Source organism: Hahella ganghwensis DSM 17046 (genome assembly GCF_000376785.1).
GTDB classification, from domain to species: Bacteria; Pseudomonadota; Gammaproteobacteria; order Pseudomonadales; family Oleiphilaceae; genus Hahella; species Hahella ganghwensis.
The window spans coordinates 19,069-36,924 of sequence record NZ_AQXX01000112.1 but is presented as its reverse complement, the minus strand read 5'-3'; the positions used below and the strand labels follow the sequence as shown (position 1 = coordinate 36,924).

Sequence of the window (17,856 nt, the reverse complement as noted above, 5' to 3'; positions counted from 1 at the left end):
TAACTTTGCAGGCACGACGTTTGTTGAAGAATATGTTTGTTGAAGAAAAGTTGCGCCAGCTGCATTGGCATCATTTTCAAAGGGTTCCCCAGCACGTTCTGGCGCTCCCCTGGCGTGACTGGGTGCTTGACAGAGGCTCCCTGACCAAGCGCCTGATGGACACAAGTGAAGGTGATTTCAGAGTAGAGGTTTTCAACCAGCATAGCGGCATACCTCTTCCTACAGAGCTGGAAGCACTGGGGCTGACGCAAAGGCAGTCCTGCGTGATCAGGGAAGTGGCTCTGATCTGTCACGGAAAACCCTGGGTATATGCTCGAAGTATTGTTCCCCATTCTACTTTGACAGGCTCGGCAAAACGTCTGGCCCACCTCGGCAGCAAACCGTTAGGGGCCTTCCTGTTTAACGCGCCGGATATGGAGCGAGGGCCATTGGAACTGACCCAGTATGAAAACCTGTTTGAAAGTGAACCAATGACCGGCTGGGGGCGCCGATCAGTTTTCTATTTGAGTGACAAACCACTGCTGGTTTGTGAGTTTTTCACACCAAGAGTTATCGAGCACCAGCCGGCATAATTCGCCCAATCACGGTTTTCCACTTCCAAAGAAACGGGAAACCTTAGAAAATTAAGCCGAAGACGCTTAAACTACGAGAATTACTCTACTTTTTCATTCAGAACCTATGGCTTCTAAACCCAATCCCCAAATGGCGAAAAATCCGGATAGCTCTCAATCAAGGGGCTCTCAACCGAGAAACTCCCATCCGGATAACCAACCAAGTAAACCAAAGTGGCAGATTTACCTGCACCTGATGCGGGTAGACCGCCCGATTGGTACCTATCTCGTGCTATGGCCCACGCTTTGGGCGTTGTGGGCTGCCGCAGAAGGCATCCCAACAATCAAGAATTTGATCATATTCACTTTGGGCGCCTTTCTTATGCGGTCCGCCGGATGTGTCATTAACGACTTCGCTGACCGACGTCTGGATGGACACGTCAAAAGAACAAAGCACCGACCTCTGGCCACCGGGTTGGTATCCTCAAAAGAAGCGTTGATCCTGTTCGCAAGCTTGTTGGGCCTGTCCTTTATTCTGGTACTTCTGACTAATACCTTTACCATTTTGCTGGCATTCGGCGGCGCAGCACTGGCAGCAATATATCCCTTTATGAAAAGGCATACCCATTTGCCTCAAGTCTTTCTTGGAGCGGCTTTTGCCTGGTCCATCCCGATGGCATTTGCAGCAGAAATAAACACTTTGCCGGAAGAGGTCTGGCTTCTCTATACTGCCACCGTCGTTTGGACAGTAGCCTACGACACCATGTACGCCATGGTGGACAGGGATGACGATCTGAAGATCGGAATCAAGTCCACCGCCATCCTGTTCGGCGATGCAGATAAAATGATCATTGCCATTCTGCAGGTCATGACTCTGGGCATTCTGACCATTGCCGGACAGCACCTTGAGCTCGGTGTCTTTTATGCACTGGGATTGGTGACAGCGGCGGTACTTTTCATTTACCAGCAACACCTGATTCGCTACCGCAACCGTGATCATTGCTTCAAAGCTTTTCTGAATAATCACTGGGCCGGCATGGCAGTATTTATCGGCATGGCACTGGACTACCAGTTTCTTAACTGACCAGCGTCCAAAATAGTTTGCTAACTTTCCACAATCGAAAAAGCCCAAGGATAGAACGCTTTACAGCGCGATGAAGCCAACTCAGCCAAACCCGGCAGCATAAATAAGACACATTTATCGGCCTCTGTCATATACTTGTAACAAATCACCGTTGTAATGATCCGGCAACAGATTTCTGACGGTATTTAATAGGTGTTCTTGCATGGCCAGCAAACAAGTACTCATAGTGGATGATGAGCCTGCGATCCGGGAAATGATCGCCGTCGCACTCGAAATGGCAGATTATGACTATCTCGAAGCGGGAGATGCTCGAGAAGCCCATTCACTGATCGTGGATCAAAAACCTGATCTGATTCTTCTGGACTGGATGCTTCCAGGTGTCAGCGGCATAGAATTCGCGCGACGCCTGAAACGAGACCAGAGCACCTCTGAAATCCCTCTGATCATGCTGACCGCCAAAACCGAAGAGGATAACAAAATCCAGGGGCTGGAAGTTGGCGCTGATGACTATATCACCAAGCCGTTTTCTCCCCGAGAACTTGTGGCTCGACTTAAAGCCGTTCTGCGCCGCACCGCTATTCAGGGCATGGAAACGCCTATAGAAGTCGACGGCCTGAGACTGGATCCTGTCTGCCACCGGGTCACCGCCAACGGTGATGCTCTGAACATGGGGCCGACTGAATATAAGTTGCTTCAATTCTTTATGACACACCAGGAACGCGTATATACTCGTGGCCAATTGCTGGACCAGGTATGGGGTGGTAACGTGTACGTGGAAGAGCGTACAGTGGATGTTCATATCCGGCGCCTGAGAAAGGCTTTGGAACCAGCGCATGACCATCTGGTCCAGACTGTTCGGGGAACGGGTTACCGCTTCTCCACCAGGGCGCCATAGTCTGACCATTTCTACAGAAGACTATCCGCAACAACGAGCGTAAAGACGACCGAATAATATCTATATGAATAGAAAAGCAAGTCACTACCTCCGACTGGTGTTAGTGTGTCTTGCCTTTACCTTTGTACTGGGGCTGGTCATTGGTGAAGTTGCCTGGACACTGGTATTCGTGTTGGGAGTATACGTCTGCTGGACGCTCTACCAGGCGCTCCGCCTATACGCCTGGCTATATCAAAGCGAGATCTCCGCCGCTCCGGAAAGTGCCGGGCTCTGGGGTGATATTTTTGACGGTATTCATCGCCTGCAAAAGGATCACTACCGTTCGAGAGATCGCCTTCAAGCCATGATCAATCGCATCCAGGAATCCACGAATGCCCTTCGCGATGCCGTCGTCATGACCGACAGCATGGGGGCAATGGACTGGTGGAATCAGGCAGCCGACCGCATGTTGGGATTCAAACATCCGACAGACCGCGGACAACTGATCTACAACCTGATCCGCACCCCGGTTTTCAAACGTTACTTCAGCTCAAAAAAATATCAGGAACCACTCCTGATCAATGCCCCCAACAACCCCAATATCAAACTTCAGGTACAAATTACGCTTTTTGGTGAAGATGACCGGCTTATCATGGTGCAGGATGTCACCCGATTGTATCGGCTGGAACAGATGCGACGGGATTTTGTATCGAATGTGTCTCATGAACTACGCACACCGCTGACAGTCATTACCGGCTATCTGGAGACACTCATAGACAATGCTGAATCCCTGCCCGAGCGCTGGCGCCGCCCGCTTAGACAGATGGAACAGCAGTCCCAGCGAATGGAGGCACTGGTCAACGACCTGCTGCTGTTATCCAAAATCGAGAATGATGGTCAGAACTTTGTGCAGAAGGATGTGGATATCCAACACATCCTAAATACCATTTGCCACGATGCCCGCACTCTTAATACAGAGAAACAGCATCAGATCAACCTCGCAATTGAGTCCAACGCCCAGCTCAAGGGCAACACGACTCAGTTACAGAGCGCTTTTTCCAATATTTTGCTGAACGCCGTGAAATACACGCCAGCCAAGGGCGAAATAACGGTAAGGTGGTACGACGATGAAAAAGGTGCACATTTTTCAGTACAGGATACCGGGGTTGGGATCGATCCCGAACATATACCCCGCCTCACTGAGCGTTTCTATCGGGCAGATCCGTCCCGGGCATCAGAAACGGGTGGCACAGGGTTGGGTTTGGCCATCGTGAAGCATGTTCTGATCAATCATGAAGGTGAGCTGGAAATCCAAAGCAGGATCGGCAAAGGCAGTCTCTTTATCTGCCACTTCCCGATAAAACGGGTCATTCAGTCAGGCCTTTCGGAAACTCCTGCCACCATAGAGTAATCTGTAGCGCAAGAGTTTTTAAAGAATACAGCGCCAGCCTTTAGAAGCTGGCGATGAATTTCGACAAGGTCGCCATTTTGTCAGGGTCTTCATCGACAAAACGAATCACCAAGCTGATAAAGTCAGTATCCACTCTTTTCTCGACAGCCTGCAACATGTGGACGTACCCATTAATCCGCTCAATAGTCCCGCCCTCACTTAACTCGATATCCACGACCGCCGGATCGAGAATCATCGGGAATCTCTCCCCCCGCCTGGCGACAACTTTCACCTCATTAAGGGTAATCGATTTAATGACACAGGGAAGATTGAAATCAGCAAAACGTATCTGAGCCAGCGCCTTTTTACCGGGAGTGACGGCCTTTTCCTGAGCCGGCTTTGCCGTGCCACCAGTCAGAAGAGCAGCACTATTACCCAATGAAGTCTCAGTGACCTTGGGCGCTGGTTTTTCCTTGGCTTTATCCGATGCTCCCGTCAGAACACTGGCAGAATCACCACCTAGCGTGGAAGAGGCAGCTTTAGGGGCACGCGCCTGCTTCAGCTTCTTGCCAATTTGCTTGACGACTTTCTGGGCTAGCATTTCAGGGCTGAAGGGCTTGGAGAGATAGTCAGACACCCCTTCCTGAACAGCCTCCACCACGTGGCCACGATCCCCCCTGCTGGTCACCATGACAAAGGGAGTTTTCTGGGTTGCCTCGTTTTTGCGTGCCCATTGCAGCAACTCCAGCCCGGACATTTCGGGCATTTCCCAGTCACAAAGAATCAGGTCGTAGTGATTCTTGCTCATCATGAACTGAGCCTTGCGACCATTGATGGCCTCTTCCACTTTGGCATCGGGAAAATAGGTTCGCATGGAGCGTTTCACCATATCCCGAACAAAACTGGCGTCGTCCACCACTAATACTTTTACTGACATGCCTCAACTACACCCAGCCGATTAATCAACAGACTTTGGAAATCACGCAGACACCAAAATAATCACGTTAGTTTAAGGCTAGACTGATTCATACAGAATTGCACGAAATCAACCGCTTACGCCCTTTGCCGGAGAAGCTGCTAAAAGAGGGGCCTGATCAGGTGATCGGACCTTCTTTCAATTTTCCCTCAGCCTGCAACCAGAATTTAACACCACCAGCAACACTAGCCTGCATGGACACCAGATTCAATATGGGCACCAGTGTACACCCCCATGAAATCACGCCAAATCCAAGCGTTCTCGCACGGTTCTTACGCATGAAATCTTTCAGCTCTGCGATTGATTTACCATGGGTATCCGCCGGGTAATCCAAAAATTCCAATGCCATAGTCCAACTTGAAAATATTGCCCACAGAAACGGGACAACAGCGTTCACGGGCGGAATAAACCCCAGAATGAACAGACCTAATGCCCTTGGCAGGTAATAGAGCAGCTTGGCAATTTCACGCCCTACACTACGGGGAATAGACTTGATCACCTCTCCCCAAGGGGTTTCCTCGCTTACCTGCTGACCGGTTAACCGGCGCTCAACCTGTTCCGCCAGTAAGCCATAAAACGGTGCTCCAATCAGAGTGGCCACAAACACAAAGGCATAGGCCACCAACAATATGACCAGGAACGCAAATACAATCCATAGCAGCCAACGCAGCACTGCCAGCCACTCCCAGTCGGGCAACCAACTGACCAGTCCATCAACCCAACCTGAAAAGTAATGGCCCAAAAGGGCAATAAAGCCGAAAAAGACCAGGGTGTTGATGATCAGGGGAATGATGACAAACAACCGCAGCTTGGGCTCACGGATAAGTTTGAAACCATCGATTACGTCCTCTATGCCTGTCATAAAAGGCTTCATACATCTTCCTTTGGAAATTGATTCTGAAAATACAAAGAAGGTTCAGGAAAGGACAGAGATCGGCGCTACGCCTCCCAGGGAATACGATGAAAGAGATAACGCACCGGGTCCTTTACCAAACGCCATAGTTTGACATGACGATAGCGCATATCCAAGTTCACCGCCGAGGAGATATGTTCGATATCCTCTTTATTGGTAAAACAACCGAATACGATTCCTGTCAGGGAAGCATGCGGAAAATGAAATAGCCCGATCGAATGACCAAGAGCATCCTGACTGTTTTTTTGTGACGCTGCCATCGGCCTGACCAGGCGCCATTCTCCCTCCTGACTGAACACCGGGGATTTCTGAAACAAAGGGCGGAACCTTTGTGGTGACTGGGGCTTCCCCACTTCCTCAGGAATCTCCAACGGGCGTTCTGCTGAATAGGTGACCGGCGAGAAAGATTGTGGATGCTTATCATAGGTCGTGGCTTTGAACTGAGCGGCGTCCACATCGAATTCTAAGGCGATCCCACCATGACGCCCCCCTTCACTCCACCATAATTCAGGACTTTGAATATGCTCGTATAAGCTGCTGACGGCCAGTTTCTTTTGCATCTCCATACTGACGTACTGTGGCATAACCTGGCGCCTGTCCTGCATGGCTTCCTCTATCTGTCTGCGCTTCTGCCCAGCTTCCTCAGCAAAATACTCAAAGCTGACAATGCTGCGAATATCCTCCGCCAGACTCTGGTACTGACGCTTGAGTTCATTTTGAAACTCAGCTTCAGAAATCGGAACCTGTTCCGGAAGATGAGTGTCAATTGTGGGATCGAGAAATGGATCCCTGAGATCATTCATTGCGACCATAGGGAATCTGCACTCCCGCAGCACCCTCAAACTCATTTCATTCGTAAATAGATATAACTTCACCTGAGAACCGTGCTACCTTCTTATACGCCATGACCAACTTCTCATAGGGTCTGTTCACACTAGTAACCCACTGACTGATAATTGCAGCATAGACGATGCAACGCCTTTCTGACGCCATCAAGCAAACGTTGAGCTTACTCAGCCGCTCCCGCCTGTCTTCCGTTATGGTCTACGCGTTGCTGGCTGTGGGTTATCTGTCTGCCATTGTTCCGGCAAAGTATACGCCAGTGGCGACGCTGAATGACAAACTTGTTCATCTCTGTGCTTTCGCCGGGCTTTTCGTACTTCTGCGGGTTACCCATCGCCAACTCCACCTCACGACACTGGTGGTTGGTTTGTTGAGCTATGGCCTTGCCGTGGAAATTCATCAGTGGTTCCTGCCATTTCGGAGTTTCAGCCTGGCAGACTTGTTGGCCGATGCTATCGGCATCATGATAGGCATGTTTGTCAGCCACAATCTTCTCAAAATAGAAAAAAGCACTGCCAATCCCTCACCGACTCCGACCCAGCCCAATCAATAACTGGAGCAGTCCCTGTAAATAACCGGATTTACTCACCGCAGATTAGAAAAATCGGCTCGAAAAACATATAATACGCCCCCGCTTGATTTGCGTAGCCTGGAAAAATCAACAACAACGCTGCACCTGAGATGCACATCCAGCCCAATTGTCTACTATTAAGACACACCTCTACACGGACGTCCTGCGATTAATCATTCCCGGGAAAAGCCCAATCAGGGCGCTCGGTATCTAATCAGATACCACGTGACGCGCCGCCTCCCGGCCAAAAGTAGCTGACATACACATAGCCAGGGTATTAATCCTTTATGCTTGAAACAATTAAGAAAGAATGGTTCTCCAATATGCGTGGGGACTTACTGGCCGGCACTGTCGTCGCTCTGGCCCTGATTCCCGAAGCCATTGCGTTCTCTATCATCGCCGGTGTGGACCCGAAAGTCGGGTTATATGCATCGTTCTGCATTGCGGTCATTGTCGCATTCACGGGTGGACGTCCCGGCATGATTTCTGCCGCCACAGGCGCGATGGCCCTGCTAATGGTAACCCTGGTAAAAGAACACGGCCTGGAATACCTGCTGGCAGCGACGCTCCTCACCGGAGTACTGCAGATCGCGGCAGGCTTCCTCAGGCTTGGCAGTCTGATGAGATTCGTTTCCCGATCGGTAGTAACAGGATTCGTCAATGCTCTGGCAATCCTGATTTTCATGGCACAGCTACCGGAGCTGACTAACGTCACCTGGCATGTGTATGCCATGACAGCAACCGGCCTGGGCATCATCTACCTGTTCCCGTTGATCCCCAAAATCGGCAAAGTTATTCCTTCTCCGCTGATTTGCATTATCTCCATGACGGCTGTGGCCATGTATCTCGGACTGGACATCAGGACGGTCGGCGATATGGGCGAACTGCCCGACACACTGCCCATTTTTCTTTGGCCGGACGTGCCTCTGACGCTTGAAACACTTGCCATCATTTTCCCCTATGCTGTGGGGCTGGCAGTTGTCGGTCTACTGGAATCCATGATGACCGCTACCATCGTGGACGATCTGACGGACACCCAAAGCGATAAAAACCGCGAATGTAAGGGACAGGGAATTGCCAATATCGGTGCCGGTCTTATGGGTGGTATGGCTGGCTGTGCCATGATTGGTCAGTCGGTTATCAACGTAAAATCAGGGGGGCGTGGTCGGCTCTCCACCTTTGTCGCCGGTTTGTTTCTGTTGATTATGGTGGTGTTTCTGGATCACTGGATCAAACAGATTCCCATGGCCGCTTTGGTTGCGGTCATGATCATGGTCTCGATTGGTACTTTCTCCTGGGATTCCATCCGTGATCTGAAGAAAAACCCGTTATCCACCAACATTGTCATGGTTGCCACCGTTGCTGTTGTCGTGGGTACCCATAATCTGGCATTGGGTGTCTTGGTCGGCGTACTCCTGGCCGCCATGTTTTTTGCCAATAAAATCGGCCGCTATATGCTGGTCAAAAATGAATCCACCATGGAAGGCCAGAGAACCTATCGGGTTATTGGCCAGGTATTTTTTGCCTCCGCAGATCAATTTGTTGACGCATTTGATTTCAAGGAAGTGCTGGAACATGTCACTATCGACCTCACCGAAGCCCACTTCTGGGATGTGACTGCCGTCACTGCACTGGATAAGGTGGTGATCAAATTCCGCCGTGAAGGTACAGTTGTGAAGGTGATCGGCATGAATGAGGCCAGCAAGACAATCGTCGATCGTTTCGGAGTCCATGATAAACCCGAAGAAGTCGAAAAAATGATGGCCGGGCATTAGCACAGAGGGAGAATAACAATGACGAATATTGTCGCCTGTATCGATGGCTCCGCCATTGCTACCGCCGTCTGCGACGCTGCCGCATGGGCAAGCCAGCAACTGGAAGCACCGTTGAAGCTACTGCATGTACTGGACAGAGGTGAATTTCCCCCATCAGGAGAGCTGTCTGGAAGTATCGGCCTGGGAAGCAGAGAACACCTGCTGGAAGAGCTGACCGCTCTGGATGAACAACGCGGCCGACTGGCGCTGGAACACGGCAAACACATGCTGGAGCAGGCTGAACACCGTGCCCGGGAAGACGGTGCTGTCAATATCAGTAAACAGCAACGCCACGGCAGTCTGGTTGAAACTCTGCTGGAGCAGGAAGAGGATACCCGTCTTTATGTCATGGGCCGTCTGGGTGAAGGTCACGATGTTACTGCCCACACCCTGGGCTCGCATCTGGAGAGTGTGGTCAGAGCCGTGCACCGGCCAATTCTGGTCACCGTACAAAATTTCGTGCGCCCGGCACGATTCCTCTTTGCCTATGATGCCAGTGAAACCGCTGAAAAAGCCCTCGCGAAGATTTCCATCAGTCCACTGCTGAAGGATCTACCCTGCCATCTGGTCATGGTCGGTCAGGATACGTCGGAACACCGTCAACAACTGGCAAATGCCAACCAGAAACTGTCCGTTGCCGGATTTGATGTCACCCAGGCCTTGATTGAAGGGGATGTCCAGCAATCTCTCCACAACTATCAAAAAGAGCATGAAATCGATTTGATGGTGATGGGCGCCTATGGACACTCCAGAATCCGCCAGTTCTTCGTCGGCAGCAACACCTCCAAAATGGTGAGTGCCAGTGATATATCGCTGTTGCTGTTGAGGTAGTTCGAGTTCCACAAAGAGGTAGTGTTCAGAAGCCGGTGACATTCCACCGGCTTCTTTGGCAAATAGATGTTATGCATTTCTTGTGTAAGGACTAAAGATTTCTAGGGCTTCAAATTCAATCATCATTCGAATGCAATGGCTTGCAAAGCTGTATATCTCTATGAGCTCCATAATAGTTTCTTGAATTTCATCAGACGATAAAGGAGTTTTCAGCTCTACGCATTTCTGCATGTACCCTTTCATCTTTTCACATTCCTTTGGTAACCTATCTTTATAGGCTAACAACTCACAATTGATGTGTTCTAGCTGAAACGGTAAGCCTTGAATATGAAGAGTTAAATGCCTACCGACAAAGCTCGATAGGCTCAATTCATCGCCTTTAACTGCTAGCGACATACCTGCATATTCAAGTAATGCAGAATTTAATGAGCCTATTGATTTGTCACATGTAGCAAGTTTTTCCTTATGGAATTCAAAGATCCTATCCCTAGCTTTGAATTCATTGCCTTTGTTAATTTCATCAATCTTTAGCTCCATCTGTCGTATTCCTGCTTTGTAGCCTACGACAGCAGTTATGATGGCAGGCCCCAATATTTTGACTGCATCTGAAAGGACTTCCATAGTCATTTTATATATTTCTGGGTCCATTTTTTTCTCCATAACCTTGATGCATAACGAGGCTGTAAAAAATGCCGATATTTCCACACCTTTTAATATTGATCAAAATACGACCTAAAAGTGCGCTTCTACGTGCATTTTGCATAGGTTTACTGACCTTCCTCACTTCGACCACATAAATATTTATATTGCTCGATATTCATAACGGATGCCTAACGTCCGCATAGGGATCAACGGGAGCGACTGCTGCGATTTGTTTATGCTGAGGTAATTTTGGGCTGAACCAATCTAAGGTAGGGTGAATGTTTCTTTCTATAAAATAGTCCATTTTCCCGATTTCCAAATCATTCTGGTTCCTTGAGTATCCCTGTCCTTTCGGATATTCGCCAAGACTATGGACAGGGTCTCCCATGAGTTCATTCGAATCTCTGTTCAAAGCCAACACTACTGGCTCCATGATGCACATATCATGGTCGGGTAACGCATGCTCGCGTACTTCGTCAAAAATTGGATACACTGATTTTTTGTACCACACAGGGGTAATTCATGTCAGATAAAGTGTATGCAGAACACTCTATGACCGTTGAGGAGTTCTCAAAAGATCCAGCCGGGGCATTTCAAAAACTCGACTGCAATACGATTGCAGTTACGTCAGATGGCGTCATTATTTTCTATGCTTCTGCCAAGCACGATTATGAAGAAATACTCGACGCCTATGACTATATGCAACGGGGTACTACCGAGATCAACGATACTCCCTCAAAAATGATGGGGGAAGATATAGATCTCGAAGAGATTGCACAGAAGATGGCAAAAAAGCTGAAGGACGTCGATGAGGGAGATGCTGAGGAATGGAAATAAAACGTACTTTGATCCCACCCAAAACAGCAGAGCAGAAGCCTATAGAAATTTGTGAGTATGTTGGGAATAAAGCTGATCCTAAGAATAGGAAGTTATACATCAGTGAGGAAGAGCTTAGCAGGATTGCTGATGCGATGGAAAAATCTGAAAAGGATACAAAGGATGGCGGCTGGTGAAGGTATATGTACATAGCACTCTAAATAAATTGTTGGGAGAGCGACGGGCCGCGATACTGAAGGCTGAGTTTGTCGATCTCAAGTCAGGTAAAAGCCTCCCTAGAACGTTTGGGAGAGATTTTCCTTATACTCACTCGCATGACAGCAGATATGTGGAATTGAAACATGTGCATTATAATCCACAAGGGTTTCCGCTTCGATTGGCGCAGATTGACAGGACATCAGGCCAAGTTATCGTCTATTGACCTGGATTTTTTGACAAAAATACCTTCCTCATCATATCCATAGTAAAACATTGGAACCCTCGCCTCCCGGACGAGGTTAAAGGAACGGATAAAGATCGCGATGTCATGATCTCTTTGGAAAAAATAGCAGAGCGGTTTAGAGAGATTTTGATAGATGGTTATAATCGGAATTGTTTGAAATACAAAAAGGGAATGTCCCATGTGCACGTCAAGCTGTCACCTGATGCACAAAAACGCCTTGAAGAAGTCAAAGCTGAAGAGGCGCAACAAGCTGCAGCCTCGTAAATAGTTACCCGTTACTAGCTGCACTTAGGAGAAATCATCTCCTGAGAAATATCCCCATCCTCTTGTGAGATATCTCTTACATCACTGTAGGAAATGATGAGACATTGTTGTACGAGCGGCATCTGAAATCGTTGAGAAATATCCAATCGATTGATTTTTAAAGATTTTTTAGATATTCAATATCTCATACCCCAGACACATTAGTCGACTCGGTCACAAAAACGTCACATGAAGACGAGTATAGTGGCTCCTGTCAGGGACGGCAGGGATGGATTCTCCAGGATGGCTTCTTCACAAGATGTGAAGGGAAGCAAGGATAAGGGACTATGCTTAAGGGACTCTTATTTTACAGGGATTCATGTAAGCGCGAGGAACGCGCTTAACCAAGGATTGGTAGACCAGGATGTCATCGACCTATTTATTAGAAGGCAACGTATGTTGCCTTTTTTTTCGCCTGCTTTTTCTTTATCCGCTAAAAGGCACTTGGTGTTCAAACATTTCCGGCGAGATAGATCCTGACCTGATTAAATTCCTCAAACTCATTCAAGTCCGGCCAGGTGGTGGCTTCTTTTGTTGTCACCAGATTATATCCATCAGCCTGCAGATTTCTGATTCGGGAATCTGCCAGAACAACCCTCTCAGCTTTATCACGAAACTCAGATAGCAATGTTAGGTTATCGCGATCGTAGAGGATGTCTGCTGCCGTGATTATCTCGAGGCCTTTAACCGGCATAGCTTCCCTCACCTCTACCCTCACCTGATTCAGATCTGCATTCACTTCAATCGCATGTCGTGACGCAGGATCAATATCCACGGCTATCACTTTTCCAGCACCAGCCATCGCCGCTGCGATTGCCACCACTCCAGAACCAGATCCCACATCTATCAGAGTTTTTCCCTTCACCAGTTCCGGATGATCCAACAAGTAACGCGCTAATACCTGCCCACTGGCCCAGCAAAAACACCAATAAGCCGGCTCTGCCACAACGGCCTGTGCCTGATCGTGGGTCAACGGAACCTCCATCGACTGCGGATCAAACAGATATAACTGAATCTCAGGTGCAAGCGACAATCTGGTTGCAATCAATCGGCCATTGGGAAGTGTTTCCTGCAGGCGTTTTTCGAGGGCGGTAGCTAATTCGTCTATGGGCATATGATGACGTGCTTTCGTGAGTTTCTGTGAAATAGGAGTCAGCTGGCCAATACTTCGCCCGGCAATAAGCTGATAACCTGTATTCGAACCGGCATTATAAAGTGCTCGCCAAACAGAAACCAACTCGTAAACTGATCGTTTCTCAGGGTAGTAACGTATCCCAAACGCTGGAAATGACGGTTAAACTTACCACAAACAAAACAGTTGGCTTGTCTTAAGGTTCTGATAGACTTGACTGAAAAATCCCAAAAGAACCAATACAACCTCAATTCGAAAAATACCGACAACTGCCATATAAGGAGCCCCTATGGACAATGTCGACCAGTACGTCCAATTAGCCATTGAACTGGCGATAGAGTACGCCCCCCAGTTGATCCTTGCCATACTGACACTCGTTATCGGTATGTGGATTATCAACCGGGTACTCATGTTTGCCGATAAAAGTCTGCAGAAGAAATTTGACCCCACCCTGACCAAATTTGTTCACAGTCTTGCATCAGTATTGATGAAAGCATTACTGCTGATCAGTGTGGCGTCCATGGTGGGCATCGCAACGACCTCATTCATTGCAGTTCTCGGTGCAGCCGGCCTGGCAGTTGGCCTGGCACTACAGGGGAATCTGTCCAACTTTGCCAGTGGCGTACTGATTCTGGTCTTCAAGCCCTTCAAGGTTGGCGATGTCATTGAAGGTGCCGGTTTTGTGGGTACGGTTCGTGAAATTCAGATTTTTACGACTGTCCTGATGACCTTCGACAACCGTAAAGTCATTATTCCCAACTCCAACCTATCCAATAATCCACTGATCAATATCAGTGCCGAATCCACCCGCCGGGTAGATATGAAGTTTGGTATCGGCTACGGTGATGATATCGACAAAGCCAAGGGCGTGATCAATTCGCTGATTGAAGCGGACAGCCGTATATTGAAAGACCCTGCTCCTGTCGTGGTGGTATCAGAGCTGGCCGACAGCTCCGTCAATATCACCGTTAGAACCTGGGCAGCGGCTGAGGATTATTGGGGTATCTACTTCGATATGCAGGAAAACGTCAAGAAACGTTTCGACGAGGAAGGCGTCTCAATACCGTTCCCACAGAGAGATGTTCACATCTACCAGGAAACCCAATAAGAAAACCAGGAATTTCGGGAAGCATGATGCAGGCAGGATTGCTCCCGGCGAAACACAGGAAAGAGGTCGCTATGAAACTCAAAACTTTATCCGTTCTGCTGACTGCAGGCGCTATTCTCGCATCGTCGCCCACCTGGTCCAGGGATCGCGATTCCGGTGCTTATCTCACCGGCTTGCTGGGATACACTTTTTTTGACCAGGAACGCCAACTTGAAGACGATCCCAACTACGGGATTGGCCTCGGCTATGACTTCAACCGCCGTTTTTCGGCAGAAGTGGTTGCAGGTATTGCCGATCTGGAAGGTGACAATGACAACTCATTTGAAGTTGACCAGAAATTCTACCGGCTGGACGGTCTGATTCACTTCAACACAGACGATGTCTGGCGTCCGTTTATCGTTGGTGGCGTATCAAACAATGACTTTGATTATCCCAATGGCAACAAACAACATGAGACCCAATACAATCTCGGTGCAGGTATCAAACACGAGATCAGTGAAGCTCTGGACCTGAGATTTGACGTGCGCGGCGTCTACGGCGAAGAAGATGAGTCCAAAGACACCACAATGAACCTTGGCTTAGTGGCCATGCTGGGCGGCAGCTCCATGGAACCGGAAGACTCGGACGGCGACGGCGTCTACGATGACGACGATGCCTGCCCCGGCACTGCCTATGGCGTTGAGGTGGATGCTGAAGGTTGCGAGATCGAAAGAGACTCGGACAACGATGGTGTCATGGATAATGATGACCAATGCCCCAACACCAAACCTGGAACTCGTGTAGATGCAGAAGGGTGCCCTGTCACCGGTGATAAAGACGGTGACGGTGTCGCAGATAACGCTGACAAATGCCCGAACACTCCGGCCAAAGCCGAAGTGGACAGTCGTGGCTGCCCTCTGGATTCAGATAAAGACGGTATTGCCAATGGTCTGGACGCCTGCCCGTCCACCCCTCAAGGCGCTAAAGTGGATAACCGCGGTTGCCGCATAGTACTGCAACAGGCTGTTTCCATGGACCTGGGCATCAACTTTGCCACCAATTCAGCCGAAATTACGGATGAACACGCGTCTGAAATCAGCAAGCTTGCCACCTTTATGAGACAGTACCCAGATACCAATGCTGTCATTGAAGGACATACGGACGACCGTGGTAATGCTGACTACAACAAACAGCTGTCCCAACGCAGGGCTGAGGCTGTGAAAACAGACCTGGTCGATAACTACAGCATTTCGGCAAGTCGGATTCAAGCCATTGGCTACGGTGAAGAACAACCTGTAGCAGACAATGATACTGCTGCCGGCCGTGCTGAAAACCGCCGGGTCGTCGCTAACGTCAGTGCCACCAAACGGGTCGAGCAATAAGACGCAAGTTCGCTTTCAGACTGACAAAGGGCCGATATGGCCCTTTTTTTTGTCTCTGTTGCCACGTTGTTCACAAAAAATAACTGGATTTCACAAGTCAGCCCCAAAATTCTGGTCTATCTTAAAGTTTAGGGACACTTTCATCCGATGCGGTATACCCGTATCGGTGTCATCTGCTTCGACGAGGAGCAACGATGAGAGATTGTTTATTTACCAGGCTGGAGGTGCCTTATGCCGGTAGAATCGCTAAAAAACTTTCTCGACGCTCATCAGGTACGCTATGTCCTGACGCAGCATTCACCAGCCTATACCGCGCAGGAAATTGCACAATCAGCGCATATCTGCGGCAAAATGCTGGCAAAAACCGTCATCATCATGATGGATGGTAAAATGTCCATGACCGTCATGCCGGCCACTTCCCGAATTCGCTGGGACCGGTTAAGCCGGGCCATGGGTACAGACTTTATCGAACTGGCTGATGAAGAAGAGTTCCAGGATGCCTTTCCAGACTGCGAACTCGGTGCCATGCCCCCCTTTGGCAACCTTTTCGGCATGTCCGTTTACATGGATGAGGAGCTGCGCAATCTGGATAATATTGCCTTCAGTGCCGGTTCTCACTCAGAAACACTAACGATGTCCATGTCCGATTATGTTGACCTGGTCAAGCCGATTGCGATAACCGAAGGCTTTGTTAAACCCTCAGCCACTCCACCATTGCAACGTCATCGTCTGGGTAGATTACAGGTGCACCGCCACGCCTGATTCCAGAGCGTAAGTGGTTCAAGCCGCCGGAGTCTTCTGGCGGCCCTGTCCATTCTTTACCCACCCCGGGCTAATCAGACTCTGGGCAAAACGATTGATACCCCCTATCATTAGGCCTGATTTAGTCTTGGATCAGCCTTATGCCGGAAATGAACTCGCCACTTTCAGAAATGCCTTCCCCACTGGAATTTGATGTCGTCATCGTTGGCGGCGGGATGGTGGGCGGAGCCATCGCAGCAGCTCTGGCAAAAACGGAAATGTCTGTGGGCATCATAGAAAGAAAGCTTCCCACTCCATTTGATCCTGATGCAGAGCCGGATCTGCGGGTTTCTGCCCTGAACCACGGCAGCGAACGCCTGCTGCAGGACATTAATGCCTGGGAAGCCATACAGTCCATGCGAAGCCAGCCTTATTGCCGGCTGGCTGTCTGGGAAAGACTCCCAAAGGCCATAAATGCGCTGATTCCCGGGCAGCCTAACAAAACCGAGTTCAGTTCAAGCGAGGTTGGCACGACCCACCTTGGACACATTGTGGAAAACCGGGTGATCCAGTTGGGACTTCAGCAGCAATGGCAATCCGCAGATCAGGTGACGCTATTTGAAAATGTTCACATAGAGGATTTTACCCCTCTGGATGACCAGGTAACGATTCAATTGAGTGACGGCACCACTTTGCAAACTCGACTTCTGATTGGCGCAGATGGGGCAAACTCTGTCGTACGCCAGAAAGCTCACCTGGGGATAACCAGCGATGCCTATCACCAGCACGCCATGGTGATATCTGTCGTTACAGAAGGCCCGGATCAGGACATCACCTGGCAGGAATTTACCCCTCAGGGCCCAAGAGCCTATCTGCCATTGCCCACTATCAACGGAACGACTTATGGTTCACTGGTCTGGTACGATCACCCGGACAAACTGGCCCCGCTCCTGGCAATGGAAGAAAATCAATTGATCCAGGCCATCCAACATGAGTTTCCTCAGGCCCTCCCTACTGTAAAACAGATTCTCGGCCGGGGAAGCTTTCCACTGGTTAAGCGACATGCTCAGCAATACTTTCGCGGACGTGTCGTCCTGGCTGGAGACGCCGCTCACACGATCAATCCACTGGCGGGTCAAGGAGTTAATCTGGGATTTCAGGATGCCAAAGCGCTGACAGATATCATCATCCAGGCAATGAATAATACGGGAGATCCAGGCAACCAGGAAAGCCTGGCGGAGTACGAACGCCTGAGGCGTCCGGCAAACTTCCGTATGATGACCCTTATGGACGGTTTTTATTACACCTTCAGTAACAATCTCGGCCCGGTCAAACTTATCAGAAATCTGGGGCTGACTGCCGCCGGTCATTTAAAGCCTGCCAAAAAGCAGGTACTCAAGTATGCCATGGGTCTGTCTTAAACGTCAGAGACCATACAACAAG

General features: G+C 49.4%; 21 protein-coding genes. 15 read left to right on the top strand and 6 right to left on the bottom strand.

From position 1 onward, the window contains the following. Positions 1 to 20: 20 nt before the first annotated feature. From F566_RS0112980 to phoR, 4 genes are all read left to right on the top strand, one after another. Entirely contained in the window at positions 21 to 572 is a 552-nt protein-coding gene (locus F566_RS0112980) for a chorismate--pyruvate lyase family protein (RefSeq protein ID WP_157496771.1), read from the top strand. Between the two features lie 106 nt (positions 573 to 678). After that, positions 679 to 1,635 (top strand): 4-hydroxybenzoate octaprenyltransferase, encoded by a 957-nt coding sequence (gene ubiA, locus F566_RS0112975; RefSeq protein WP_020407422.1) that lies wholly within the window; start codon positions 679 to 681, stop codon positions 1,633 to 1,635. 202 nt (positions 1,636 to 1,837) lie between these two features. Then, positions 1,838 to 2,530, top strand: coding sequence for a phosphate regulon transcriptional regulator PhoB (gene phoB, locus F566_RS0112970; protein ID WP_020407421.1), 693 nt, complete (start codon positions 1,838 to 1,840; stop codon positions 2,528 to 2,530). 64 nt (positions 2,531 to 2,594) lie between these two features. Continuing rightward, positions 2,595 to 3,920 carry a phosphate regulon sensor histidine kinase PhoR gene (phoR, locus tag F566_RS0112965; protein WP_020407420.1) on the top strand — a complete coding sequence of 442 codons (1,326 nt, stop codon included), beginning with the start codon at positions 2,595 to 2,597 and terminating at the stop codon, positions 3,918 to 3,920. A gap of 40 nt (positions 3,921 to 3,960) precedes the next feature. Here phoR and F566_RS0112960 read toward each other — a convergent pair whose 3' ends face one another. From F566_RS0112960 to F566_RS0112950, 3 genes are all read right to left on the bottom strand, one after another. Continuing rightward, on the bottom strand, positions 3,961 to 4,836 hold the full coding sequence (locus F566_RS0112960) for a response regulator (RefSeq protein ID WP_020407419.1): 876 nt from the start codon (positions 4,834 to 4,836) through the stop codon (positions 3,961 to 3,963). A 157-nt stretch (positions 4,837 to 4,993) separates the two neighbouring features. Next, positions 4,994 to 5,749 (bottom strand): sulfate transporter CysZ, encoded by a 756-nt coding sequence (gene cysZ, locus F566_RS0112955; RefSeq protein ID WP_020407418.1) that lies wholly within the window; start codon positions 5,747 to 5,749, stop codon positions 4,994 to 4,996. 65 nt (positions 5,750 to 5,814) lie between these two features. Then, entirely contained in the window at positions 5,815 to 6,600 is a 786-nt protein-coding gene (locus tag F566_RS0112950; RefSeq protein ID WP_020407417.1) for a DUF2971 domain-containing protein, read from the bottom strand. Between the two features lie 158 nt (positions 6,601 to 6,758). Between F566_RS0112950 and F566_RS35440 the strand changes: the two genes are divergently transcribed. The 3 genes from F566_RS35440 to F566_RS0112935 all read left to right on the top strand — a co-directional run bounded on the left by F566_RS35440 (position 6,759) and on the right by F566_RS0112935 (position 9,847). Next, positions 6,759 to 7,184 (top strand): VanZ family protein, encoded by a 426-nt coding sequence (locus F566_RS35440; RefSeq protein ID WP_020407416.1) that lies wholly within the window; start codon positions 6,759 to 6,761, stop codon positions 7,182 to 7,184. 305 nt (positions 7,185 to 7,489) lie between these two features. After that, positions 7,490 to 8,977 (top strand): SulP family inorganic anion transporter, encoded by a 1,488-nt coding sequence (locus tag F566_RS0112940; RefSeq protein ID WP_020407415.1) that lies wholly within the window; start codon positions 7,490 to 7,492, stop codon positions 8,975 to 8,977. Between the two features lie 18 nt (positions 8,978 to 8,995). Continuing rightward, the gene (locus F566_RS0112935; RefSeq protein WP_020407414.1) at positions 8,996 to 9,847 is read left to right on the top strand and encodes a universal stress protein; all 852 of its coding nucleotides are present in this window, start codon (positions 8,996 to 8,998) and stop codon (positions 9,845 to 9,847) included. Positions 9,848 to 9,916: 69 nt separating this feature from the next. Here the strand turns inward: F566_RS0112935 and F566_RS0112930 are convergent, their stop codons facing one another. Further along, complete coding sequence (locus tag F566_RS0112930; protein ID WP_020407413.1) at positions 9,917 to 10,495, bottom strand: hypothetical protein; 579 nt, start codon at positions 10,493 to 10,495, stop codon at positions 9,917 to 9,919. Positions 10,496 to 10,664: 169 nt separating this feature from the next. Beyond that, positions 10,665 to 11,000 (bottom strand): hypothetical protein, encoded by a 336-nt coding sequence (locus F566_RS0112925; protein WP_020407412.1) that lies wholly within the window; start codon positions 10,998 to 11,000, stop codon positions 10,665 to 10,667. A gap of 11 nt (positions 11,001 to 11,011) precedes the next feature. On the opposite strand from F566_RS0112925, the gene F566_RS0112920 reads away from it, so the two are divergent. From F566_RS0112920 to F566_RS37335, 4 genes are all read left to right on the top strand, one after another. Further along, a complete protein-coding gene (locus F566_RS0112920) occupies positions 11,012 to 11,326 on the top strand; it encodes a hypothetical protein (RefSeq protein WP_020407411.1) in 315 nt (104 codons plus the stop codon). Then, positions 11,317 to 11,502 carry a hypothetical protein gene (locus F566_RS0112915; RefSeq protein WP_020407410.1) on the top strand — a complete coding sequence of 62 codons (186 nt, stop codon included), beginning with the start codon at positions 11,317 to 11,319 and terminating at the stop codon, positions 11,500 to 11,502. The genes F566_RS0112920 and F566_RS0112915 overlap by 10 nt, the downstream gene beginning before the upstream one ends. Beyond that, positions 11,499 to 11,747: a type II toxin-antitoxin system YafO family toxin gene (locus tag F566_RS38330; RefSeq protein ID WP_020407409.1), complete on the top strand. Its 249-nt coding sequence runs from the start codon at positions 11,499 to 11,501 to the stop codon at positions 11,745 to 11,747. Before F566_RS0112915 ends, F566_RS38330 begins: the two co-directional genes overlap by 4 nt. Before the next feature lie 105 nt (positions 11,748 to 11,852). Continuing rightward, on the top strand, positions 11,853 to 12,032 hold the full coding sequence (locus F566_RS37335; protein ID WP_020407408.1) for a hypothetical protein: 180 nt from the start codon (positions 11,853 to 11,855) through the stop codon (positions 12,030 to 12,032). A gap of 490 nt (positions 12,033 to 12,522) precedes the next feature. Here the strand turns inward: F566_RS37335 and F566_RS0112905 are convergent, their stop codons facing one another. Continuing rightward, a complete protein-coding gene (locus F566_RS0112905; RefSeq protein ID WP_026179972.1) occupies positions 12,523 to 13,185 on the bottom strand; it encodes a class I SAM-dependent methyltransferase in 663 nt (220 codons plus the stop codon). 307 nt (positions 13,186 to 13,492) lie between these two features. Between F566_RS0112905 and F566_RS0112900 the strand changes: the two genes are divergently transcribed. From F566_RS0112900 to F566_RS0112885, 4 genes are all read left to right on the top strand, one after another. Beyond that, a complete protein-coding gene (locus tag F566_RS0112900; RefSeq protein ID WP_020407406.1) occupies positions 13,493 to 14,311 on the top strand; it encodes a mechanosensitive ion channel family protein in 819 nt (272 codons plus the stop codon). A 71-nt stretch (positions 14,312 to 14,382) separates the two neighbouring features. Next, positions 14,383 to 15,672 carry an OmpA family protein gene (locus tag F566_RS0112895; protein WP_033416221.1) on the top strand — a complete coding sequence of 430 codons (1,290 nt, stop codon included), beginning with the start codon at positions 14,383 to 14,385 and terminating at the stop codon, positions 15,670 to 15,672. Between the two features lie 231 nt (positions 15,673 to 15,903). Continuing rightward, positions 15,904 to 16,434: an aminoacyl-tRNA deacylase gene (locus F566_RS0112890; protein WP_020407404.1), complete on the top strand. Its 531-nt coding sequence runs from the start codon at positions 15,904 to 15,906 to the stop codon at positions 16,432 to 16,434. Between the two features lie 140 nt (positions 16,435 to 16,574). Beyond that, entirely contained in the window at positions 16,575 to 17,834 is a 1,260-nt protein-coding gene (locus F566_RS0112885) for an FAD-dependent monooxygenase (RefSeq protein WP_020407403.1), read from the top strand. Positions 17,835 to 17,856 lie beyond the last annotated feature (22 nt).